The 24,061-nt window shown below is 34.5% G+C and carries 24 protein-coding genes, 1 pseudogene and 1 riboswitch; of the genes and pseudogenes, 21 read left to right on the top strand and 4 right to left on the bottom strand.

What is annotated here, in order from left to right; all coding sequences use genetic code 11:
• The first annotated feature begins 104 nt into the window (after window positions 1-104).
• The 10 genes and pseudogenes from NSQ08_RS05295 to cbpA all read left to right on the top strand — a co-directional run bounded on the left by NSQ08_RS05295 (window position 105) and on the right by cbpA (window position 12,217).
• The gene (locus NSQ08_RS05295) at window positions 105-1,181 is read left to right on the top strand and encodes a putative 2-aminoethylphosphonate ABC transporter substrate-binding protein (RefSeq protein WP_002030507.1); all 1,077 of its coding nucleotides are present in this window, start codon (window positions 105-107) and stop codon (window positions 1,179-1,181) included.
• A 19-nt stretch (window positions 1,182-1,200) separates the two neighbouring features.
• A pseudogene (locus NSQ08_RS05300) lies at window positions 1,201-2,198 on the top strand (ABC transporter ATP-binding protein).
• Entirely contained in the window at window positions 2,199-3,956 is a 1,758-nt protein-coding gene (locus NSQ08_RS05305; protein WP_340772307.1) for a putative 2-aminoethylphosphonate ABC transporter permease subunit, read from the top strand.
• Window positions 3,957-3,977: 21 nt separating this feature from the next.
• Window positions 3,978-4,772 (top strand): phosphonoacetaldehyde hydrolase, encoded by a 795-nt coding sequence (gene phnX, locus NSQ08_RS05310; RefSeq protein WP_002126164.1) that lies wholly within the window; start codon window positions 3,978-3,980, stop codon window positions 4,770-4,772.
• Between the two features lie 16 nt (window positions 4,773-4,788).
• Window positions 4,789-5,886, top strand: coding sequence for a 2-aminoethylphosphonate--pyruvate transaminase (gene phnW / locus NSQ08_RS05315; RefSeq protein ID WP_340772310.1), 1,098 nt, complete (start codon window positions 4,789-4,791; stop codon window positions 5,884-5,886).
• Complete coding sequence (locus NSQ08_RS05320) at window positions 5,883-7,067, top strand: saccharopine dehydrogenase family protein (protein WP_242246220.1); 1,185 nt, start codon at window positions 5,883-5,885, stop codon at window positions 7,065-7,067. Before phnW ends, NSQ08_RS05320 begins: the two co-directional genes overlap by 4 nt.
• A 40-nt stretch (window positions 7,068-7,107) precedes the next feature.
• The gene (locus tag NSQ08_RS05325; RefSeq protein WP_002030497.1) at window positions 7,108-7,890 is read left to right on the top strand and encodes a DeoR/GlpR family DNA-binding transcription regulator; all 783 of its coding nucleotides are present in this window, start codon (window positions 7,108-7,110) and stop codon (window positions 7,888-7,890) included.
• 440 nt (window positions 7,891-8,330) lie between these two features.
• Window positions 8,331-10,589 (top strand): NEAT domain-containing leucine-rich repeat protein, encoded by a 2,259-nt coding sequence (locus tag NSQ08_RS05330; protein WP_340772314.1) that lies wholly within the window; start codon window positions 8,331-8,333, stop codon window positions 10,587-10,589.
• Between the two features lie 249 nt (window positions 10,590-10,838).
• Window positions 10,839-11,468, top strand: a complete 630-nt coding sequence (locus NSQ08_RS05335; RefSeq protein ID WP_002011549.1) for a class II aldolase/adducin family protein — start codon at window positions 10,839-10,841, stop codon at window positions 11,466-11,468.
• 125 nt (window positions 11,469-11,593) lie between these two features.
• Window positions 11,594-12,217 carry a cyclic di-AMP binding protein CbpA gene (cbpA, locus tag NSQ08_RS05340; protein WP_002086818.1) on the top strand — a complete coding sequence of 208 codons (624 nt, stop codon included), beginning with the start codon at window positions 11,594-11,596 and terminating at the stop codon, window positions 12,215-12,217.
• 67 nt (window positions 12,218-12,284) lie between these two features.
• Here cbpA and NSQ08_RS05345 read toward each other — a convergent pair whose 3' ends face one another.
• Window positions 12,285-13,055 (bottom strand): divergent polysaccharide deacetylase family protein, encoded by a 771-nt coding sequence (locus tag NSQ08_RS05345; protein ID WP_078175581.1) that lies wholly within the window; start codon window positions 13,053-13,055, stop codon window positions 12,285-12,287.
• A gap of 489 nt (window positions 13,056-13,544) precedes the next feature.
• On the opposite strand from NSQ08_RS05345, the gene NSQ08_RS05350 reads away from it, so the two are divergent.
• A complete protein-coding gene (locus NSQ08_RS05350) occupies window positions 13,545-13,826 on the top strand; it encodes an aspartyl-phosphate phosphatase Spo0E family protein (protein WP_002030543.1) in 282 nt (93 codons plus the stop codon).
• A 29-nt stretch (window positions 13,827-13,855) separates the two neighbouring features.
• On the opposite strand, the gene NSQ08_RS05355 is transcribed toward NSQ08_RS05350, so the two are convergent.
• Window positions 13,856-15,352, bottom strand: coding sequence for a DUF3149 domain-containing protein (locus NSQ08_RS05355; RefSeq protein WP_002140933.1), 1,497 nt, complete (start codon window positions 15,350-15,352; stop codon window positions 13,856-13,858).
• Window positions 15,353-15,546: 194 nt separating this feature from the next.
• Here NSQ08_RS05355 and NSQ08_RS05360 point away from each other — a divergent pair, with 194 nt between their 5' ends.
• The 4 genes from NSQ08_RS05360 (at window position 15,547) to NSQ08_RS05375 (ending at window position 18,742) form a co-directional block, all read left to right on the top strand.
• Complete coding sequence (locus NSQ08_RS05360; protein ID WP_078175583.1) at window positions 15,547-15,993, top strand: MarR family winged helix-turn-helix transcriptional regulator; 447 nt, start codon at window positions 15,547-15,549, stop codon at window positions 15,991-15,993.
• A gap of 160 nt (window positions 15,994-16,153) precedes the next feature.
• Window positions 16,154-17,848, top strand: a complete 1,695-nt coding sequence (locus NSQ08_RS05365) for a M3 family oligoendopeptidase (protein ID WP_340772322.1) — start codon at window positions 16,154-16,156, stop codon at window positions 17,846-17,848.
• A gap of 138 nt (window positions 17,849-17,986) precedes the next feature.
• Entirely contained in the window at window positions 17,987-18,520 is a 534-nt protein-coding gene (locus tag NSQ08_RS05370) for a DinB family protein (protein ID WP_078175586.1), read from the top strand.
• A 105-nt stretch (window positions 18,521-18,625) separates the two neighbouring features.
• Window positions 18,626-18,742: a DUF6254 family protein gene (locus tag NSQ08_RS05375; protein WP_000038354.1), complete on the top strand. Its 117-nt coding sequence runs from the start codon at window positions 18,626-18,628 to the stop codon at window positions 18,740-18,742.
• A 9-nt stretch (window positions 18,743-18,751) separates the two neighbouring features.
• Here NSQ08_RS05375 and NSQ08_RS05380 read toward each other — a convergent pair whose 3' ends face one another.
• On the bottom strand, window positions 18,752-19,960 hold the full coding sequence (locus NSQ08_RS05380) for an ATP-binding protein (RefSeq protein ID WP_002140936.1): 1,209 nt from the start codon (window positions 19,958-19,960) through the stop codon (window positions 18,752-18,754).
• A gap of 208 nt (window positions 19,961-20,168) precedes the next feature.
• Window positions 20,169-20,212, top strand: a riboswitch (PreQ1 riboswitch).
• 93 nt (window positions 20,213-20,305) lie between these two features.
• Here NSQ08_RS05380 and queC point away from each other — a divergent pair.
• From queC to queF, 4 genes are read left to right on the top strand one after another with little or no spacing between them, the layout of a single operon-like run.
• On the top strand, window positions 20,306-20,968 hold the full coding sequence (queC, locus tag NSQ08_RS05385) for a 7-cyano-7-deazaguanine synthase QueC (protein ID WP_078175588.1): 663 nt from the start codon (window positions 20,306-20,308) through the stop codon (window positions 20,966-20,968).
• Window positions 20,968-21,459, top strand: coding sequence for a 6-carboxytetrahydropterin synthase QueD (gene queD / locus NSQ08_RS05390; RefSeq protein ID WP_002011526.1), 492 nt, complete (start codon window positions 20,968-20,970; stop codon window positions 21,457-21,459). Before queC ends, queD begins: the two co-directional genes overlap by 1 nt.
• Window positions 21,452-22,168 (top strand): 7-carboxy-7-deazaguanine synthase QueE, encoded by a 717-nt coding sequence (queE, locus tag NSQ08_RS05395; protein ID WP_078175590.1) that lies wholly within the window; start codon window positions 21,452-21,454, stop codon window positions 22,166-22,168. Before queD ends, queE begins: the two co-directional genes overlap by 8 nt.
• An 18-nt stretch (window positions 22,169-22,186) precedes the next feature.
• Window positions 22,187-22,684, top strand: coding sequence for a preQ(1) synthase (queF, locus tag NSQ08_RS05400; protein ID WP_002140938.1), 498 nt, complete (start codon window positions 22,187-22,189; stop codon window positions 22,682-22,684).
• A gap of 50 nt (window positions 22,685-22,734) precedes the next feature.
• Here the strand turns inward: queF and NSQ08_RS05405 are convergent, their stop codons facing one another.
• Complete coding sequence (locus NSQ08_RS05405; RefSeq protein ID WP_002064385.1) at window positions 22,735-22,920, bottom strand: YkvS family protein; 186 nt, start codon at window positions 22,918-22,920, stop codon at window positions 22,735-22,737.
• Between the two features lie 253 nt (window positions 22,921-23,173).
• Here NSQ08_RS05405 and NSQ08_RS05410 point away from each other — a divergent pair, with 253 nt between their 5' ends.
• Window positions 23,174-23,332: a hypothetical protein gene (locus NSQ08_RS05410; RefSeq protein WP_002086806.1), complete on the top strand. Its 159-nt coding sequence runs from the start codon at window positions 23,174-23,176 to the stop codon at window positions 23,330-23,332.
• Window positions 23,333-23,413: 81 nt separating this feature from the next.
• Window positions 23,414-24,016 carry a histidine phosphatase family protein gene (locus NSQ08_RS05415; protein ID WP_078175592.1) on the top strand — a complete coding sequence of 201 codons (603 nt, stop codon included), beginning with the start codon at window positions 23,414-23,416 and terminating at the stop codon, window positions 24,014-24,016.
• The last annotated feature ends 45 nt before the right edge of the window (window positions 24,017-24,061 follow it).

Raw genomic sequence — 24,061 nt, forward strand, 5'->3', positions numbered from 1 at the left:
AAAAACAAACAACAAACAAAAGATTAATGTTGGTTTAATACTGCTTTTACACTAGTTGTTTATATTAGAGTTGTATATAAGATTTGTAAAAGGAGAGAGAGACAGTGAAAAAAACAATCTTTAAAGCTGTAGCAACTGGAATGGTATTTTCGTTATTAATGGGGTGTGGTGCAAAGAAAGAAGAAAGTGCTGGAGCAAAAGTAAAAGATGATAAATTATCTGGATCATTAACTGTTTACACAGCGATTGAAGAAGAGCTTGTACCGATTTATCTTGATTCTTTTAAACAGAAGTACCCAGACGTGAAGTTGAACATTGTTCGTGATTCAACAGGAGTTATTACAGCGAAATTGCTAGCTGAAGGAAAAAATACACAAGCAGATGTTGTATGGGGAACTGCAGCGTCTAGTCTATTAGCTTTAGAGAAAAAAGATATGTTAAAAGGATACTCTCCAAAAGGAGCAGATCGTGTCCTTTCGCAATTTAAAGACGATAAGAAACCAGAAAAATGGGTAGGAAATACTGCATTTATGACGGGGATTGCTGTAAATAAAGAAGAATTGAAGAAGAAAAATTTACCGATGCCAGAATCATATGAAGATTTAACGAAACCAGAATATAAAGGAACGCTAGTTATGCCGCATCCGGCTTCTTCTGGAACAGGATTTTTAACAGTTTCTGCATGGCTACAAATTATGGGAGAAGATAAGGGCTGGGATTACATGAAGAAACTTCATGATAATATGGCAACTTATACTCATTCAGGTTCAAAACCAGCGAAATTAGCAGGCGCAGGTGAATATCCAGTTGGTGTATCAATGGTTTATAGTGCTTTGAAAGAGAAACAAAAAGGTGCACCAGTTGAAGTTGTACTGCCGAAAGAAGGATTAGGCTGGGAAGTAGAAGCGAACGCACTTATTAAAAAAGATAATGCTAAAAATGATAAATTAGCGCAAGCATTTTTAGATTGGGCAATTACAGATGATGTAATGAAGTTATACTTCGAGAAAAATGGATTTGCGACAATTAAAAATGATTATAAACTTCCAGATGGATTCCCTAAAGATGTGACAGAAAAGTTATATAAAAAGAATGACTTTAAATGGGCAGCAGAAAATCGTGACAAAATTTTAGAAAAATGGGAAAAAGAGTTTGGCCAAAAAGCAGAACCGAAAAAGTAAGTGAGTGGGAGAGAGAAAAATGAGCGAATATTTATCAATTCAACACATCCAAAAACAGTTTGATGCATTTACAGCGTTAAAGGATATTTCTTTTACTGTGAAAAAAAATGAGTTTGTTTATTAGGCCCAAGTGGTTGTGGGAAAACGACATTGCTCCGAATTTTAGCGGGGCTAGAAGAGGCAACAACAGGTAGTATTGCTGTGAATGGAAAAGATATTACAGCATTACCACCTGGAAAGAGGAACTTCGGAATGGTTTTTCAATCGTATGCATTATTTCCGAATTTAACTGCACTTGAAAACATTGAATACGGCTTAAAAACAAAAAAATATGGAAAAGCAGAAGTAAAAGAAAAAGCGCTATCGGCGTTAGAACTTGTTGATTTGCTGAATGTAAAAGATAAATATCCTGCTCAAATGTCTGGTGGACAACAGCAGCGAGTAGCACTTGCACGTGCGCTCGCTCTGTCTCCCGATATTTTGTTACTTGATGAGCCGTTATCTGCTTTAGATGCAAAAGTGCGTGAAAAGTTGCGCAGAGAAATGCGTGATTTGCAAGAAAAAGTGGGAGTAACAACTATTATGGTAACGCATGATCAAGAAGAGGCATTAACGATGGCTGATAAAATTGTTGTAATGAATCATGCGGAAATTATGCAGATTGGAACACCAGAGGAGATTTATCAAAGACCAGCCAATCCGTTTGTGGCAGATTTTATTGGTTCTATTAATTTCTTTTCGAAAAATAACGAAGAACATGCGATTCGTCCTGAACATGTAACAGTTGTACAAAATAATGGTATTAAAACAGTTGTAGAAAGCATGGAATTTCGCGGTTCTGTATACCGGACGGAAGTGCGGGTCATAGAAGAGAAAACACACCTTTATAATGAGAAAATTGTAGTGGATATATTGGCATCAGAAGTAGAGGAAACTGCTATTAGAAAAGGAAAGCCAATTCAAATCTCTTTCTCAGAAAATCATATGTTGTCATATGGAAAGAAGGTCATTGTATAGATGGAGATGTTAGAAAATTTTAAGGCAGAAAGTACAAAAAAAAAGATTAAGAGACGTATCGGTAAAGAAGAGTGGATACAAAGACTATTAATTATTGGTATGCTTCTCGCGTTTTTTATCATGCTTGTATTGCCTTTATTACAACTGTTTACACAAGCCTTTTATGATAAAGATGGAGCTTTTGTTGGTGTTGCGAATTTCAGTAAATATTTCACAACACCAACGCTAGTTCAATCACTACAAAATACGATATGGATTTCGGGCGCTACAACAATTATTTCGGTTACACTCGCTTTCGCTTACGCATATGCGATCGCTCGTACAAATGTTTTTGGAAAGCGCGTATTTCAATACATAGCATTATTACCATTATTCGCACCAACGATGATGCACGGTATTGCGCTTACATATTTATTTGGTAATCAAGGGTTAATAACAAAAGGAATGTTTGGTTTATTTGAAGGAATACAAATACCGTTATACGGACCAGTAGGAATTGTAATGGCTGAAGTTATGTATACATTTCCGCAAGCATTCCTTATTTTATTAATTGCTCTCCAAGGTTCTGATTATCGTTTATATGAAGCTTCTAATATGCTGGGTGCAAGTAAAGTGAAACAGTTTCTTACGGTTACTTTACCTAGTGTGAAATACGGATTAATTAGTGCGATGTTCGTTGTATTTACACTTAGTTTCACTGATTTTGGGGCACCTAAAATTGTTGGAGGACAATATAACGTACTTGCTACTGACGTATATAAGCAAGTAATTGGACAGCAAAATATGTCCATGGGCGCAACTGTTGGAATGATTTTATTGATCCCAGCTATTTTCGCATTTGCAGTTGATCGTATTACGCAAAGAAAACAGGCGAATCTCTTATCTTCAAAAGCAGTACCTTACAGAATAATAAATAATAAGAAAAGAGATGTTATTTCATTCGTATATTGTAGCGTAGTCACGTTTATGATCATTCTTTTATTTGTGGCAGTTGGTATTGCTGCAAGTGTGAAAGTATGGCCATATAATATGAGTTTTACACTTGAGCATTTTAATTTTTCAAGTTTGACAGGAGACGGAATTGAAGCATTTAAAAATAGTGTAATTGTCTCAGCTATTACGGCAGTTATCGGGGCGATTTTAACATTTGTGTTCGCTTATGCGATTGAAAAAATAGAACAGCTACAGTTTTTCAGAAAAGTAGGCTACTTTTTCTCTATTGTACCGTTAGCGATTCCTGGATTAGTACTTGGATTAGGATATGTCTTTTTCTTTAGTCAACCAACAATTCAAATTCTAGGACTTTCAGTAACAAATCCGTTTCATTCCTTATATGGCACAATTGCTGTTTTAGTATTAGTAAATATCATTCATTTTTACTCTGTAACGTTTGTTACCGCAACGACTGCTTTAAAGAAACTGGACCGAGAGTTTGAACTTGTTTCACAGTCGATGAGCGTACCGTTTTATAAAACTTTCTTTCGAGTAACAGTACCGATGTGTTTACCAGCTATTTTAGAAATGGTTATGTACTATTTCGTAAATTCAATGGTGACTGTATCGGCAGTAGTGTTCTTATATGCGGCTGATTTTAAACTAGCTGCTGTATCAATTGTAAATATGGACGATGCAGGAAATGTAGCACCAGCAGCTGCAATGAGTGTACTTATTGTTGTTACAAATATTGTAGTGAGGGTTGTATATGAATGGGGAACGAAAGCACTTCGTAACCGAACGTCACAATGGCAAAAAAGATAAGTAAGAAGGGTGATGGATAGAATGAAAATTGAAGCAGTTATTTTTGATTGGGCAGGTACGACAGTTGATTACGGATGTTTTGCACCATTAGAAGTATTCATGAAGATTTTTCATAAACGCGGTGTTGAAATTACAGCAGAAGAAGCTCGTAAACCAATGGGGTTATTGAAGATTGATCATGTTAGGGTATTAACGGAAATGCCCCGTATTTCGAATGAGTGGAAGCGTGTATTCGGACAATTACCAACAGAAGAAGATATTCATGAGATGTATGAAGAGTTTGAAGAAATTCTCTTTGCTATTTTACCGTACTATGCCACGCCAATTGATGGGGTAAAAGAAGTGGTTTCTTCACTACGTGAAAGAGGTATTAAAATTGGATCAACAACTGGTTATACGAGAGAAATGATGGACATTGTTGCAAAAGAAGCAGAAATACAAGGGTATAAACCTGATTTTCTTGTGACGCCAAATGATGTTCCAGCAGGTCGTCCATATCCGTGGATGTGTTATAAAAATGCGATGGAACTCTGTGTATACCCAATGAATCATATGATAAAAATTGGAGACACCGTGTCAGATATGAAAGAGGGCAGAAATGCTGGAATGTGGACAGTTGGTGTAATCCTCGGTAGTAGTGAGCTCGGTTTAACGGAAGAGGAAGTTGAGAATATGGATCCGTTAGATCTTCGTGAAAAAATAGAAGTAGTTCGTAATCGTTTCGTTGAAAATGGGGCTCATTTTACAATTGAAACGATGCAGGAGCTCGAAAACGTAATTGAACATATCGAGAAACAAGAACTTATTATTTCATAAAGGGGGGCACACGATCATGAATGAAAATCACTATTTATTATTAACACCAGGACCATTAACGACAACAAAAACTGTAAAAGAAGTTATGTTATACGATTGGTGTACGTGGGATGTTGAATATAACACGATGGTGCAAGATGTAAGAAATAGGCTTGTATCGTTAGCGACAAAGGAAGAAGAAAAGTACACAACAGTTTTAATGCAAGGAAGCGGTACGTTTGCGGTTGAAGCAGTAATTGGTTCTGTTATTCCTAGAAACGGAAAGCTGCTAGTTTGTACAAATGGTGCGTATGGTAAGCGTATGGTACAAATGGCAGAGATGTTACATATAGATGTGGTGGTCAGTCAAACAGAAGAGTGGGAGCCTACTAATATTGCAGAAGTAGAACAGTTATTACAACAAGATAAAGAGATTACGCATATTGTAGTTGTTCATTGTGAAACAACTACAGGTATTATTAATCCAATTGTAGACGTATGTAAATTGGGAAAACAATATGGAAAAGTTACACTGGTTGACGCAATGAGTAGTTTCGGTGGTATTGAAATAGATATCGCTGAGTTGCAAATTGACTTTCTGATTAGTAGTGCGAATAAATGTATTCAAGGTGTTCCCGGATTCGGTTTTGTCATCGCAAATCGTGATGAACTATTGAAATGTAAAGGACAAGCTCGTTCTTTATCATTAGATTTATATGATCAGTGGGAAACGATGGAAGAGCAAAATGGGAAATGGCGCTTTACTTCACCTACACATGTTGTACATGCTTTTTATCAGGCATTGCTTGAATTAGAAGAAGAAGGCGGGGTAAGAGCCCGTTACAATCGATATTATAGCAATCAAAAACTACTAGTGCACAAAATGAAAGAAATAGGCTTTAAGCCATTAGTAGATGAAAAATATCAATCTCCTATTATTACATCTTTCATTTATCCAGAAGCAGGATTTGAATTTTTGCAGCTATATAATGAATTAAAGCGATATGGATTTGTTATTTATCCAGGTAAAATTTCGAAAGTAGATACGTTCCGCATTGGAAATATCGGTGATGTACATGAAGACGATATTAATCGCTTAGTTGATAGTATTGCTAAAGGGGTTGTTATAGGATGAAAGTATTTTGCTTAGGTGGAGCAGGTAAAATTTGTCGTGAAGCAATTTTAGATTTAGTTCAATTTTCATCTTTTGAGACGATTACGGTAGCCGATTTTAATGAAGAGGAAGGCCGAAAAGTAGTAGAGTGGTTAAATGATCCTCGTGTTGATTTTGTGAAAGTCGATGTGACAAATCATGAGGATACGGTCGCAAAAATGAAGGGCTATAACATTGTAATGGATGGTACGACGATAAAGTTAAATGGATTGTCTACTCGCTGTATCGCAGATGCCGGTTGTCACGGTGTGAACTTAAATGGATTTGGTGAAGAAAATGAATCCCACTCTAAATTTGTTCAACATGGAACAACATGTTTACCTGGGTTTGGTATGACACCAGGTGTAACGCAAATGATGGCCATGTATGCAGCAAATCAGTTAGATACTGTAGAGTCAGTTCGAGTAAGTCATGGCTCGTATCGTCCAATTGCTTTTTCTGCATCAATTACAGAGACAACGACATATGAATATGATCCACATTTGCCGACGCGTACAGTGTATGAGGAAGGTGAATTTAAGCAAGTATCTCCGTTTGCGCGCCCGAGAGAAATTGAATTACCAGCACCTTACGGAAAAACAATGCAGTATATAATCCCGCATTCAGAAACGATTACGTTAGCGAAGGCACTGGAAGATAAAGGTGTACAACTTATTGAAACAAGAGGAACTTGGCCAGAGCAAAATATGCAGCTCGTTCGTGCTTTATATGATTATGGTATATTGCGTAATGATCAAATTGAAATAAACGGTAAAGAAATTGGTATTATGGATTGTATTTCGAAGTATCTATTAAAATCGAAAGAAGGACAAGCAACAGAGCTTTATGGTTATGCACTTCATGTAGAAGTAGTAGGTATGAAAAATAATCAAAAACAAAGGCATGTGTTATACCATACGCATCCGCTATCTGACGGTTCTGTAGTAGGTTGGGAGAAATTAAGGGCCTATACAAGAAATGTTGGTATCCCATTTGGAATCGCTACAGAGTTAATTGCAAAAGGAGTAGTTAATAAAGTCGGTGTTATTACTCCTGAAGAAGCTTTCGAAAATCCACAAATTATTTTTGACGAACTAGAAAAGCGCGGTATTTATATTCATGAAGAGATTTTCATTGAAAAAGAAAATTATAACTTTGTATAAGTAAGACAGTTTATGAGGTAGATATAAATGGGGTGAGGCTATGTCTGTAGTAGGTGAAGAGAGAAAGAGGACAATTCTTGAGAAGGTAGAGTTTAAAGGGAAAGTAAAAGTTTCAGAATTAGCGAGAGAGTTCGCAGTATCAACAGAGACGATTCGTCGGTATTTAGAAGAATTAGATCGTGAAAAAAAATTGAAGAAAGTGTACGGTGGAGCCGTTCAACTTCCGGGAGCTGGGATAGAGGCACCGATGTTAGAACGAGAGATGCTGCATATAGAAGAGAAGAAAAGAATTGGGTATAAAGCAGCAACGTTTGTGGAAGATGGAGATGTTATTGCGATTGATGATGGAAGTACACCACTTCAAATGGTGCCATATCTTGTTCATCGTAAAAATTTAACGATTGTAACAAGTTCATTTCCAGTAGCAACACAATTAATTTCTTCTATTAATAAAAAGATGTTTCACGGTGAAGTTTTATTTATAGGCGGGAAAGTATCTCCAAAACATTCACGTGTGTCGGGGTCTATTTCACAGCAAGTAATTCATCAATTTCATTTTCATAAAGCATTCGTTTCGATTGATGGGTTGTTGCAAGGTTTTGGGGTTTCTAGCTTTGAATTAGAAAAGGCGAAACTGTCAGAAGCGATGATGAAATTAGCTGAGAAAACGTATATTTTATGCGATCATACAAAGGTAGGCGTAAAAGGGAACTACCGAATAGCAGGATTTTCTCGTATTCAACATATTATTTGTGATAAGAAAATGCCCTATAGTTTTGAAGAAGAAGTCAAAAAGCATAATATTCAATGGACAGTTTGCTAAATGAATTGAATACGTTAAAACTCCCACCTAATTTTTAGGTGGGAGTTTTACTATCAGCAAGTAAAAAAATAAAAGCTTTGTATTTATGCAAAAAGTGGACACATTTTCTCATCTCGTTCATATAATTTACCAATACAAAAAAAGTTGGTCGAAGGAAAGAAGGGAAAGTATGTCGGAACGGATATATAATAAACTTGTATTGTATGCAAACATTTTGCAAAAAATTGGTGTTATTAATGAAAAAGAAAAAAGTGAAATCCTTCATACGATAGGCAAAAAAGCCCTTTGAGTAAAGGGTTTTTTATTTTTTATCTATGGAAATATAAACTTAATGTAATATTCTTGTTGACAATGATAATGAGATTCATTATCATTTATTATGTTAGCGATTGATAGTAATTATCAATTGGAATATATATATAAGATAAGGGGATATTATTTTGAAAAAAAGTTATATTAAAGCTCTAGTAGTAGCAACAACATTAGCTATTCCATTTGCTGCGTATTCTACTCCAGCGTTAGCAGCAATAAAAATTGAAGCAAACCAGTCGGTAGCAGCAGCCAGTGATCGCACGTATGATACTGAGATTAAAATATATAAGGATCAAAAAGATGAGCCATCTATGGTTTCTCAGTACATAAAAAATCCTAAAGTAGCAATTGAAGATGGGAAAAAAATCGTTACTGTAACAATACAAGATAGCGATTATTTTCAATATCTTAGAATAGAAGATAGAAATCAACCTGGTGTATTTCATGATGTGAAAGTTCTGTCAGAAGATAAAAGAAAAAATGGAACGAAAGTAGTCCAATTTGAAATTGGCGAATTTGAGCAGAAGCACAATATGCAAATGCATATATTTATTCCGGCTATTGGATATGATCACAAATATCAAGTTCAATTTGAAATTAAAGATCCAACTGTAGGTGAAAAAGAAACAGAGAAACCAGATGATAACTCTAATTCAGGCAATACGGAAACAGATAATCCAGTTGATAATCAAAATATGATAACAGATAACAAATTAAGAGAACTTGTTAATAAAAAAGTATTTAATAGAAAAGATTTAAATACACCAATTACGAAAGAAGAGTTATTACAAGTAAAGGACTTGTTTTTAAACACGAATGAGATTCTGGATTATAGTGCATTAAAATATATGCCAAATTTAAAATCTTTAACAGTTGCGAATGCGAAGATAACAGATCCGTCGTTCTTTGCGAATTTAAAGCAATTAAATCATTTAGCTTTGCGAGGTAATGAATTTTCAGATGTAACACCACTTGTTAAGATGGAAAATTTAGAATCTCTTGATTTGAGTAATAATAAAATTACAAACGTTGCACCACTAATTGAAATGAAAAATGTAAAAAGTTTATATCTATCAGGCAACCAAATAGAAGATGTAACAGCATTAGCGAAAATGGAACAACTAGATTACTTGAATTTAGCAAATAATAAAATTACGGATGTTGCTCCATTAAGCGCATTGAAAAATGTAACATACTTAACTTTAGCAGGTAATCAAATTGAAGATATTAAACCGTTATATTCATTACCTTTAAAGGACTTAGTATTAACGCGTAATAAGGTTAAAGATTTATCGGGTATTGATCAAATGAATCAATTAAATAAATTATTTATCGGTAAAAATCAAATTGAAGATGTGACACCACTTGCTAAAATGACTCAGCTTACAGAATTAGATTTACCTAATAATGAGTTAAAGGATATTACTCCATTATCAAATCTAGTAAACTTACAAAAACTTGATTTAGAAGCAAATTATATTTCAGACTTATCGCCAGTTAGTAAGTTGAATAAGTTAGTATATTTAAGTTTTGTTGCAAATGAAATCCGCGATGTGAGACCAGTTGTGGAACTAAGTAAGACAGCTTACATTAATGTTCAAAATCAAAAAGTCTTTTTAGCGGACACAGAAGTAAATAAAGAAGTGAAAGTACCTGTATACGAAAAAGATGGTAAAATCTCTACAAAAATTCGTTTGAAGAGTGAAGGTGGTATGTATAGTAACGATGTAGTTAAGTGGAGTACACCAGGTGAGAAAGTATATGAATTTGGTGTGAAAGATCCATTTGCGGATACAGGAATCTTCTTCACAGGGTCTGTTATTCAAAATGTTGTAAATGAAAAAGTAGCGGAAGAAGTAATTGAATTTAAAGATGTGCCAAAGGGTCATTGGTCAGAAGAAGCAATTAACTATTTAGCGAAAGAAAAGTTATTTATAGGCTATGGAAATGGGCAATTTGGATTTGGTGACAACATTACTCGCGGGCAAGTAGCACTTCTAATACAAAGGTATTTAAAATTAGACACTGATTTAGAACAAAAAACGATGTTTACAGATACGAAAGGAAATATGTATGAAAAGGCTATTGATGCAGTGGTACAAGCTGGAATTATGACAGGATACGGTAATGATAAGTTCCGTCCAGATGGAGTATTAACTCGTTATGAAATGGCAGTGGTATTACAAAGAGTATTCCAGTTAAAGGAAAATGAAAATAATGTAGAGAGCTTTAAAGATGTGCCATCTGGTCATTGGGCGGAAGGATATGTGAAAGCTTTAGTGGATAATAAAGTATCAAAAGGTGACGGCAAAGGTAATTTTTCAGGTGATGATTTCGTAACACGTGAACAATACGCACAATTTTTATATAACGCAATAATTAAATAACAAATGAGAAAAATACGTTATTCTTTAATAAGAAGAATAACGTATTTTTTATATGTACAAAATCAAGTACGAAATAGACAGGAGTGCTTACATGTGATATGCCTATTTTTCCGATAGGTGCTGAAACCATATTGACAAAAAGGCATTCTCGTGTGATAATTCAATTAAATTTTTAGAATAATCAAAAAACATTCCTTTTATATAGAAAGGATTTGAATATTATATTAATATTACGCCGGGGGTGACGAAATGTTATTTTTTCTGAAAAAATGGAACGAATTAAAAGATGTGAAAGCAGAATTGGCACTTCGCGATTGGTTTTATGGTACGAAAATTAGTTTATCGATGTGTACGTCAAAAGAGCCATTAACATTTTTAGTGAATGTAGAGGGAAGAGATAAAGGGGTATTTTCTGAAGAAGATTTTATTGTCGTAAATTGCATGTGTGAGCCAGTATTTGAAAACGAAGAAAAACCAGCTATAGAGTCATTTATGCATGCGGATATTTATAAAAAAAGTAGTGCAGAATGCATTTTACAAGTACAGACTGTAGATAGTCATTTAATGTCAGAGCTATATGGGAAAGAAGGAGAAGTAACATTCGAAAAACGTAGTGTGGAACGTGTTTTTGGAAAAGACGGTATTACAGAAATGACAATTCCAATTGTAGAAGATGAAAAGAAATTCGCTAATTTATTAGAAAATAATGTTCCGAATTTTATTGAAGGTGGAGGAGTAGTCCTTGTTCATAATTACGGAATGATCGTGTGGGGGAAAACTCCAGAAGAAGCGAAAAAATGGTTGGAAGGTATAGAGTATTTAATGAACTATCACGTAAAGCTTTTAATGATAAAAGGGGCAAAAAGTTCTGTTATATAAAGATGTATTCACAGAGATTATCATCCCTTAAAAATGAAAGCGTTTTAAAAAGAAATTTTACTCATAAAATATAGGTCTCCTTATTATATATAGATTACATGTTGACATGTAAGGAGGAACATATTTTGCGAGTTAAATATCATTTTCTGCCAAAACAGCAGGTGACATTTTGCAAAACGAATGATTCTGGTGAAAAGGCGCTACAAATTATGAATGAAACGGGATTTCGCGCAATTCCTGTATTAGCAGAAAATGAGAAGGAATTCACGGGGATTATTTATAAAGTAGATCTTTTAGAAAAGAAGTGTAATAGCAGATTAGAGGATGTAAGTACAGAAGATGTACTGGAAAGTCCAAATTCGTTTATTTTTGAAAAGGATTCTTTTTTTAGAGCTTTTTATGTTATTCGTCGTCTCCCGTTTTTAGCGGTTTTAAATGAGTATAATGAATTTGTCGGCATTTTAACACATTCTAATGTATTTGATGTCATTGAGGATTCGTTCGGTATGCGGACGGGTGGTTATATATTAACAATTGCAACACAAGATTGTAAGGGAACAATTAAAGAGCTTGGGACATTATTAAAAGCATATAATATCGGTGGACTGTTTACGCTTGATAACGGTGATCAATATATTCGCCGTGTTATCGTAAATATATCGGATGAGTTAAATGAAAAAAAATTAAAGCAATTAATTGAAAAGATAGAGAAAAAGGGATTCAGGGTGAGTCATGTAGATTATATTTAAGTTGAAAAGGAAAGGTACCTATCTGCTATGTGTAGATAGGTATCTTTTTTAGTACGAGAAATGAATTTTATTTTGAAACAGAAGGTGGAGATAATGCTAAATCAGATAAAAAAATAAAGTCTGCATGCTCACGAATTTTAGGAATAGAAGTTTCGATAATACGTGATGTAATTTCACCTGGAGCCCCAACGTGTCCGATAGCTACCATAATGGGTTTGTCTTGGATTTTTTTTATGAGTAATTGTGCTTGTTTTGAAATGTGACTTACCGTATATACATCATCAAAAAATAATTGGTTTTCAATAATAGGAACGCCTAATTCTTTACCGATTTTTGGGACAACACTATTAGGGTTTGTTTTACTATCTAAATAAAATAAACCGTGCTTTTTACAGGCAGAAAGTATAAGACGTACAATCCTTTCATCAGCGGTTACTTTTGATCCCATATGATTGTTCATTCCTATTGCATGAGGTATTTCTTGAATTGCTTGTTCGAGTCGGTTGTTTATTTCTTCATCGCTTAAATCTGTTGTAATCGCTTTTGGTCCAAGCCACTCTTTTTTTCCTTTAATTGGTTCCATTGGCATATGTATAATAACTTCATGCCCTTTTTTATGGGCAGCTATTGCATCTTGTTTAGTAGAAGGAAGAAATGGCATAACAGCAACAGTGAGTGGAATAGGAAGTGATAACATCTTATCTGTGCCTTTCATATTATTGCCGAAATCATCGATGACAATAGCAACTTTATTCGTATGAGCGTTTGCTTGAATAGGAAAGAGGAAGAATGGTATGAACAGGGTGAAGATGAGAACTGTAATAGTATATTTGCGCATATAAATATTTCCTTTCTATTTTATCCCGCTATTTGCGGGCAGTAAGACTCCCACCTCAAAATTTGGCTGGAGTAAAGAAGTTAGGTGGAAAATCCACTGCCCGTAAACGCCCGATTGGTGAAGGCTAATAATTAGTGGGGGATGGACAAAACCCCCACTGATTAAAGTTCACTTTATCAATCATCATTATGTTTTGCGTTTTTACATAAATTAAACAAAAAATGTCGAAGAAAAGTAAATTGAAAATAGAGAATCCACTGTTTACTGAGTATTTACAAAAAAGAAGATGAAAAAAATGTCTATTATTGCGAATGTATTTACAAAGATAGAATAATTTGTAATAATTCTCAAAGTGAGGGTAAAGATTTGTAAATTACAGGGGAAAAATGTTAAATTTTCTGATTCTTCAATTTTAAATAGAATTAAGTGTTTAAAGGGCTAAAGTAGATGAGGCGTTGAGAGTATGGAAGAAAAATAAGGGGGATATGGATGTTTACTGTAAAAAGGAAGTACACATTAGAAAAGCTTTCGCATGATATTCATATGAAACGTGAAGAAATGATTCATTTAGGATTAACAAGTGGGTTAAATAGTATGGAGACAATTCAAGTTAGTCAAGAATTGGACAAGCTTATCGTACAGTATCAGCGTTACAAAGAAAAACAAACACCGAAATGGTTTTCAATTATAAAGGTTCCTATTTTTCAAATTGAGTATGAAGGGAAATCAAACAATTTTTGGAGAATGTTTGTAGCTGGTTTTATGAAATAAGTATAATTACCCTTTTAGGATAAGGATAATTATACTATGTGTAATGGAATCTCTATATGAACTGTCGTTCCTTTGTTTTCTTTACTATCAATAAATATATGCCCATTGTACATCTCTACAATTCGTTTACATATAACAAGCCCAAGACCTGTTCCAGTATCTTTATTAGTAAAGAACGGATGAAAGAGGTGTTTTTGAATATGTTTAGGAATCCCTTTTCCAGTATCAATAATTTGCAAGTGTGCGTGTTTTTCGTTGTTTGTTACTACAATGGTTAATGTATCACCAGAAGCCATGGCTTCAATTGCATTTTTTGTAATGTTTAAAACCACTTGTTTCATATGGTCTTTTGAGCAACGTATATGAACAGGATGGTCTGGCAAATGTAAATGAAATACAATGTTATGTAGATTCGATTCAGATTGGATAATTAATGCTACCTCATTAAGAATCGTTCTTACATCATATGTTTGTTCAATGATGGCAGTTGGTTTTCCAAGAATAAGAAATTCGCTTACAATTTCATTAATCCGCTCTATTTCTTGCTCGATTACGGAAAAGTAGAACTGATCCTGTTCATCTTTATATTTCTCTTTTAACAGAGCAACGAGTCCTTTAATTCCAGTAAGAGGGTTACGGATTTCATGAGCTGTACTAGCTGCAAAAGTTCCAACCAATTCAATTTTTTGTAGTTCATTTTGTTGTCTTTCTAGTTTTGTTTGACGTTTTAATAACATATATTGAGCAAGTAAAAATAAAATAGACATTAAAAATAAAGTAGCTATACACTCTATTGAAACTAACTGGTATAAAGTTTGTTGATGAATAGGTAACGGAGAAACAGAGACTTTCCAATTTAATCTTTGGAGTGGGGTAGTAAGCATGTTAGAATGCCCATCGCTTGTTTCGTTATTATCATCGGTTAGAAAAACTACATCATGTTTATCAGTCACTTCGAAATGATATTGTGGTTTAATAGCATTTAAAGAGGCTGAAATGTAGTCAAAGCGTAAACTTGCTAATAATAAGCCTGAGAGTTCCTTTTGTCTATTAAATATTGGAGACGCAATCATAATAGCTTGATGTCCAAGAACGCGATCTGTAATAACTGATGATACAGTTGTTTTCTTAGATTGCAACGCATCTTGGATGTATTGGCGGTCAGAAACGTCAATAGGCGGCGAATCGCCTTGGGATGCGAGTGTAATCATCCCATCTGTCGTAGCGTAATATAGACCGGAAAAACGTTCATCATTTCCATCGGTATCATGTACAATCTGTTTAATCCCATTGATGTTTCCAGTTTCGGTCCCTACGACTTTTGCGAGCATTTCTAAGGCAGATATAGCTTCACCAAGGTGATGGTCTAAATAGTCTCTATATAAAAAGAGAACAGTGTGAGCAGATAGTTTGTTTGCCTGTTTCATTTGATAAGTGTGATATGAAAAAAATGTGGCACCAATCCCTATCGTTGGCAGTATAACAAGCAGTATGTAAAAAACTATGCTTTGTAATTTGACTTTCAAATTTGGTACTCCTTCTTTTTTTATTATCATTATATATAAACTATGTTAAAATTGTCATGTTTTTATTCAAGAATCATTTGCATTACATTAGGGAAAGGAAAAGGAATGAGTGAACATTCATTCGGAAGTTGTAATGAAGTGCTACGTTGCTTTTCTTTTTGTTGCGGAGAATTTAAGTGAAGGGTTGAAATGGTATGACATCAAATAATGAGCGAGAAGACATTTCTCAATCTTTAAAAGTATTTATTGCATTATCCCGTGTACATCGTTCTGTTATGGATACTACAAATAAATCCATACAAAGTAACGGATTAAATCCAACTGAGTTTGCTGTATTAGAATTACTATATCATAAAGGAGGCCAACCACTTCAGCAAATCGGTGAGCGTATTTTAATAGCTAGTGGCAGCATTACATACGTTGTAGATAAGCTAGAGAAAAAAGGGCTTGTAAAACGAATTCCATGTCCAAATGATAGGCGTGTTATTTATGCACAATTAACGGAGGCTGGAGAGAGCTTTATTGCTTCTATTTTTCCAGGTCATGAGCAAGTTATATATCAGTCTTTTGAAATGTTAACGAAGGATGAGAAGGATGAATTACTCGAGCTATTGAAAAAAATTGGAAAGTATGAAAAATGATGATATGTTCCAAAGGAGCTTTGGATAAAGAAATCCAAGGCTTTTTTGTGTGCATGTATTTATGACATCATCTACCGCATTTTGCTGAAGAATAAGAGGAGATTTGTAAGTAAGAATTGAATTATAATAATGATGCATATAATGGAGAGGGGGCTCGTTCATGTCATTTAAAGACTATGAATATAAACGGCCAAATATTGAAGAATTAAAAGGGAAATTTACTGTTGCTTTAGAGAAGTTTGATAACACAAAAACTGTAGAAGAACAAAAACAAGTTATCAATTCAATTAACGAAATTCGTAATGACTTTGGTACAATGGGGAACCTTTGTTACATTCGTCATTCTGTTGATACGACAGATGCCTTTTATAAGGATGAGCAGGATTTCTTTGATGAATTCTCTCCAGTTGTACAAGGGTATGGTACAAAGTATTATAATGCGTTAATTCATTCTCCATTCCGCGAAGAATTAGAAGCGTATTATGGAAAGCAATTATTTGCTCTAGCTGAATGTGATTTAAAAACATATTCAGATGAAGTAGTGAAAGATTTACAATTAGAGAATAAATTGTCTTCGCAATATACACAGTTATTAGCATCTGCAAAGATTGACTTTGCAGGAGAAGAAAGAACGTTATCGCAACTTATTCCGTTTATGCAAGGAAAAGAAAGAAGTGAACGCAAAGCAGCAAGTGAAGCATACTACGGATTTTTAGCTGAGAACGAGGAAGAGTTAGATCGTATTTATGATGAGCTTGTTAAAGTGAGAACGAAAATCGCAAAAACACTTGGTTTTAAAAACTTTGTTGAATTAGGATATGCAAGAATGTATCGTACAGATTATAATGCTGAAATGGTAGCGAACTATCGTCAGCAAGTATTAGATTATATCGTTCCAGTTGCAACCGAGTTAAGAAATAGACAAAAAGCACGCATTGGTGTAGAAAAGCTCGCTTATTATGATGAAAACTTTGAGTTTGCTACAGGTAATCCAACTCCAAAAGGCGATGCCGATTGGATTATTAATCACGGGAAAACGATGTATAAAGAATTATCAGCTGAAACAGATGAGTTTTTTAATTTCATGCTCGATAATGATTTATTAGATTTAGTTGCGAAAAAAGGAAAAGCTGGTGGTGGATATTGTACATATATCGAGAATTATAAAGCGCCATTCATCTTCTCAAACTTTAATGGAACGTCTGGGGACATTGATGTATTAACACATGAAGCTGGTCATGCTTTCCAAGTATATGAAAGTCGTAAGTATGAAATTCCAGAATATAATTGGCCAACATATGAAGCATGTGAAATCCATTCAATGAGTATGGAATTCTTTACATGGCCATGGATGAAGTTATTCTTTGAAGAAGATGCGGATAAATATTATTTCTCACACTTAAGTTCAGCACTTCTATTTTTACCGTACGGTGTATCTGTAGATGAATATCAACATTATGTATATGAAAATCCAGAAGCATCGCCAGCAGAACGTAAGTCAGCATGGCGTAACATAGAGAAGAAGTATTTACCACATCGTGATTATGAAGATAATGATTATTTAGAGCGTGGTGGTTTCTGGCAACGTCAAGGTCATATTTATAGCTCACCTTTCTATTATATTGACTACACGTTAGCTCAAATTTGTGCACTGCAATTTTGGAAACGTGCAAGAGATAATAGACAAGAGGCTTGGGAAGATTATGTGAATCTTTGTCAACAAGGTGGAAGTAAATCATTCTTAGAATTAGTAGAAGTTGCAAATTTAACATCACCATTCGCTGAAGGGTGTGTAAAAAGTGTAATTACAGAAATTGAAGCGTGGTTACGTGCTGTTGACGACACAAAATTGTAAAAAACATGCACTTTTTTCCTATGTTTAACATCGACATAATAGAAAAATGATGAGATAATAAAAGAAAATTCAGAATTATTTTAGGGGTGTTTCTAATGGGGAGCGCCCCTTTTCACCAACAAAAGGGGGGAAAGAACTATGCTTCAATCTAATATGGATGTTAGTTTAGAAACTTTAGTCCACTCATTACAGTCTACACGAAGCACGCTGTTATCAGAAATTGAAATGTTAAATGATACGGAGGTGAATGTAAAGCCACGCCGTGATAAATGGAGTATTATTCAAATTTTGCATCATTTGCATTTAGTTGAACAGTCTGTCACATCTGCCCTTGTATATGCTTTGCAAAAAAAAGAAAGAAAAATTGCTCCATTTAAAGACCTCCAACTTACGCTTGATCGCACACATAAAAGGGAAGCTCCTCAACAAATGAAACCAACAGAAACATTAATGAAAAAACTGCAAGGAATTCAATTACTAGAACATTCACGACAAGAATTATTACATGCCCTTCATAGTGTAATAGATGAAAAAGAATTATTTGAAAATGGATTAAAACATCCTATTTTTAATGATTTGAATTTATATCAATGGGTTCAATTTCTAGATTTACACGAACAAAGACATCTTACACAGCTAAAAGAAGCGAAACATGCAATTTTACAGCGTTAAAATGAAAGAAGTGGGGAACCGCTTCTTTTCTTTTTTACTCATGCATAGTTTTCTTTCTCATTTTGGAATACTACATGGAGAAAAGAAAAGAAGGAGTTGAAAAGCATGTCAAAGAAAAAGAGAGAAGAAGAGCGCGCCTGGAAAGCTCGGAAAGAAAATCAAAAGCCGCATGGGAAAGTGAAAGCTTTTGCAGAATTAGTTGAAGGAACAGAAAAAACGTGATGAAGTTCATCACGTTTTTTGTATGAGTGGGAAAGTTAATAAGAAAGTTGTACCTGTACCTTTTTCGCTCATAATATCAATCTTTCCATCCATTGCTTGAATGACGCTGAAGACGACCATCATTCCGAGTCCGGTACCTTTTTCTTTCGTTGAGTAGAAAGGTGATCCAAGGCGTTTTATTTGTTCTTGATCCATACCAACTCCTGTATCTTTTATATATAATTGTATATGTTTATGGTCTGGAACTAATGTAAGAATAAGGTCGCCACCTGTAGGCATAGCCTCAATACAATTTTTAAAAATATTTAATAAACATTGGTTCAGTTTTTGCTTTTCGCCAGCGATAAAGAAAGATGTACTTTGTTTTATATAATTTATACGAACATTTGCTAAATTGGCGAGAGGTGTGATCAAAGACAACGCATGAAGTAATTCTTCCTCTACTTGTAATTTTTGTTCTTTTTCAATACTCGGTTTTGCAAAAGTTAAGTAGTCTGTAAGAACGTGATTTGCTTGTTCGATACCATTAATGGCTATGTCGATATATAATTTTCGTTCTTTCTCAGAACATGCATCTGACTGTAAAAGTTGTAAAAAACCTTTCGTTGCAGTTAAAGGATTACGAATTTCATGAGAGATAGAAGCTGCCATTTCGCCGATTAAATGAAATTTCTCAGCGTTCATAAGTTCATTTTGGAGACGAACTTGCATTTGTAATATGTGTAGTAAATATAAAATAAGGATCGTACCAATCATCGTACATAGTTCGTACACAATGATATGTGGTATATAATCTGCCTCATTTGTAACACTTGCAAGGAAAAATGGTATCCAACCAAATCCATAAGTAAGACTGTAAAAAATAGCAAGTGTTATTTTTATATGATTAGAACTTCGATTGAAAAATTTGTATGTTAATAGTAGAACAATAAATAGGAGAATAGAAGCGATAAAGGATGGAAACGCACCTATTCCTCCCAATAAAAAGCGATAAATGTTTAATACAGCTAAAATAGAACCACCAGCAATAGGCCCTCCCGTTAACGTGCCGACAATTAATACGATATGTCGCATGTCGAACTGAAAACCATTATTTGTTTTTGCTGCGAAAGTGATACATAGTATGGTAGCGAGGCAACACAATACAATAAATATGGCTGAATTTAATTTAGGAGATCGTTTCCCTTTCTGATTCCAAAATAAATGATATACGAGCATTGTAACGAGAATAGATAATATATTTAAAAAGAGGTAAATAATAAAGAGTTCCAGTGGGATGCCTCCTCTCTTTTAACATTAAATTAATCATACTATAAAATGAAATAAATGAAATGCGAAATAGCGGAAAAAATCAGAAATTTTTTCTGGTAGTATACAATATGTTACAATAATCTTTGTCAATGAAAGAAGAAATTCCGTGCACTGCATGGGAGAGGTTCGCGAACTCCCTCTATAAAAAACTATGGAAACAACAATATCATTAGGTATTGTTTTGTTTTTTTATTGTGACAGTTCAAGAACGTTCTTTCTTCTTATTCGTAGTAGAGAAGGAGAATGAGTGAAATGAAAAAAGAAAAAGCAGTTGTTGTTTTTAGTGGTGGACAAGATAGTACAACATGTTTATTTTGGGCGATACAGCAGTTTGAAGAAGTGGAAGCTGTAACATTTAACTACAATCAACGTCATAAATTAGAAATTGATTGTGCAGCGGAAATTGCGAAAGAGCTAGGAATTAAACATACGATACTAGATATGAGCCTATTAAATCAACTTGCTCCAAATGCGTTAACGAGAACGGATATGGAGATTACACATGAAGAAGGTGAATTGCCATCAACATTTGTAGATGGACGAAATTTACTATTTTTATCATTTGCGGCTGTATTAGCAAAACAAGTTGGAGCACGTCATATTGTAACGGGTGTATGTGAAACTGATTTCAGTGGTTATCCAGATTGTCGTGACGTGTTTGTGAAATCATTAAACGTTACATTAAATTTATCTATGGATTATCCGTTTATTATTCATACACCACTTATGTGGATTGATAAAGCAGAGACATGGAAATTATCTGATGAACTTGGAGCATTTGAGTTTGTTAGAGAAAAAACATTAACATGTTATAACGGAATCATTGGTGATGGTTGCGGTGAATGTCCAGCATGTCAACTTCGTAAAGCGGGATTAGATACGTATCTACAAGAACGCGAAGGAGCGAGCAACTAATGGATAACTTTTTTGGATTTCGCATCGTAGAAAATTTGCAAAAAATGGACAAGGATATTCAGCGTGAACAACTCAAATATCATAATAAAAGAGTAATGGTCAGCAAGGAATTTACATTTGACGCAGCGCACCATTTACACTGCTATGAAGGGAAATGTAAAAATTTACATGGACACACATATAAAGTCGTATTTGGAATTAGCGGATATGTAAATGAAATAGGCCTTGCAATTGACTTTGGAGATATAAAAGAGATTTGGAAAAATGAAATAGAAATTTATTTAGATCATCGTTATTTAAACGAAACATTGCCAGAAATGAATACGACTGCTGAAAATATGGTCGTTTGGATTTATGAAAAGATGGCAGAAGCATTAACGAAAGATAATCGTGCGAACGAATATAAGGGAGCTCGTGTTGAATTTGTTCGTCTTTTTGAGACGCCGACTAGTTATGCGGAAGTAAGACGGGAGTGGATGCTCGATGAGTAAAATCCCCGTCTTAGAAATATTTGGTCCAACCATTCAAGGAGAAGGAATGGTTGTAGGACAAAAGACAATGTTTATCCGTACAGCGGGCTGTGATTATAGCTGTGCTTGGTGTGATTCTGCTTTTACATGGGATGGATCGGCCAAAGATCAAATTAAACAAATGACACCGGAAGACATTTGGAATGAGCTTATAGAAATTGGTGGAGAAAATTTTTCTCATGTTACGATTTCGGGTGGAAATCCTGTTTTGCTGAAAAATATGCAATTTCTTCTTTCTATATTAAAGGAGAATGGAATGCGAACAGCGGTAGAAACGCAAGGGAGTAAATGGCAAGATTGGTTGCTTCAAATTGATGAGGTAACGATTTCTCCAAAACCACCAAGTTCAACTATGAAAACAGATTTTCAGATGTTAGATTCTGTTATTCATAAACTAGCAGGGAAAGATTTTAGTTTAAAAGTAGTAGTATTCGATGATCAAGATTTTGAATATGCAGTTAAGATGCACGAGCGTTATCCGAATGTACCATTTTTCTTACAAGTAGGGAATGATGATACGAAAACAGTGGATGATGCGGTGCTTATAAAAAAACTATTAGAAAAATATGAGTGGCTTATTGAAAAAGCTGTGAATTGTAAAGAAATGAATGATGCGAAAGTACTGCCTCAGCTTCATGCGTTAGTATGGGGAAATAAACGAGGGGTATAATGAGAAGGGATGTTTAAAATGGCAGGAAGATTAGATGAAGATTTAAAAGATGTAACATTATTAGGAAATCAAAATACAAAATATGTATTTGAATATAGCCCGGAAATTTTAGAGGTATTTGATAATAACCATCCAAACCGTGATTACTTTGTAAAATTCAATTGTCCTGAATTTACAAGTTTATGTCCGAAAACAGGACAACCAGATTTTGCAACAATTTATATTAGCTACATTCCAGAACAAAGAATGGTAGAGAGTAAATCTTTAAAGCTATATTTATTTAGCTTCCGAAATCATGGTGACTTCCACGAAGATTGCATGAACGTTATTATGAATGATTTAATTAAATTAATGGATCCACGCTATATTGAGGTATGGGGGAAATTTACACCACGTGGTGGTATTTCAATCGATCCTTACTGTAACTACGGCCGCCCAGGAACTAAGTATGAGAAAATGGCAGACTACCGCATGATGAATCACGATTTATATCCAGAAAAGATCGATAATCGTTAATATAGAAAGAAAGGATCTGTATGATATACAGATCCTTTCTTTCTATTATATTATGCATGTTGATTAATGACAGTATAGTTTTTATGGCTTACAACTGTAAGAGGTTCCATATCTAGTTCTCTAAAATTCTCCATAATTGTTATATCAACAATAACGGAGTTTTGATTTACCTTTTGAACACGGCCTTGCATTCCACCTTTAAATTCAATGATATCTCCAGTTTCTGCGATCTGCATAAGCAACTCTCCTTGTTCCAGTTTTCCCAAAAAAAGAATAATTTGGGCTTTTTTATTTCTTCTTATTTTGAACTATATTTACTACTTTGTAAATGTTTCCAAAGTAAAAATTCGAAAAATATTCACTTTTTGTAAGGAAATATGTAAAAAATATTGTTTAGGAGAAGAATGATGAAAATGCATACATCTTTATACGGGAGTATAATAAAAGATACAATGACCTACTAAAGTGGGAGAAATTAGGGGCTGGAAAATGATGTTTGAAATTGTGGGGAGCTTTATAGCGATTTTATTATTTTTATTTTCATATATACAGTTGAAAAAAGTGCGTCATCATGAAACAACTACATATTTTGATGGACTGGATGGTGTGCACACTTCGATAACACATGATAGTGGTGGGGATATATAACTTTCTTTTTATGCATGGTATGATGGCAAGAAGAAATAGTACGTAATATAGTTCGTAAGTGATGAATGGGGAGTGGAAAGAATGCGAATTTCTTTTATTCGTCATGGTCGTTTGGACAGTACTATAGAGCCAATGACAATTATTTCATTTCGTGAATGGATGAAGCAATATGATTTAGGGACTACAGTAAAAGAAACTCCTATACCAATTGAAACAATTGAGGCGATTGAATCAGCGAAACTGGTTGTAACGAGTGATCAAAGGCGCGCTGTACAGTCAGCGGCTGAGTTATTGGATTCCCTATCTTTTGTGCAAAATCCTCTTTTTAGGGAAGCTGAAGTTCCAACGAGTTTTTATGCTCCAAAATGGTTGAAATGTAAACCGAATGTATGGATGTTTATTGGACGTACACGATGGATAGTTGGTTATAGTAAAGAGGTTGAGTCTTATAAGGAAGTACGAGAAAGAGCAAGGCAAGCCGCTAATATGTTGCACCGCTATGGGCTCGTACATGGACATATTGCCCTTGTAGGTCATAGTTATTTTAATGCGATGATTGGGACTGAACTGAGGGCAATGGGGTGGTCTGGTTCGCCTATTTTCCATAGGAAGCCATGGGGATGTACAACGTATACATTTCATGAGGCGATGGATGGAAATGTATTAAATACAAAATTAATTTAAAAGAGGCTGTCCCTTTGGCAGCCTCTTTCTCTGCATAACAAGTAA

It is taken from the genome of Bacillus sp. FSL E2-8887 (assembly GCF_038007205.1).
GTDB classification, from domain to species: Bacteria; Bacillota; Bacilli; order Bacillales; family Bacillaceae_G; genus Bacillus_A; species Bacillus_A mycoides.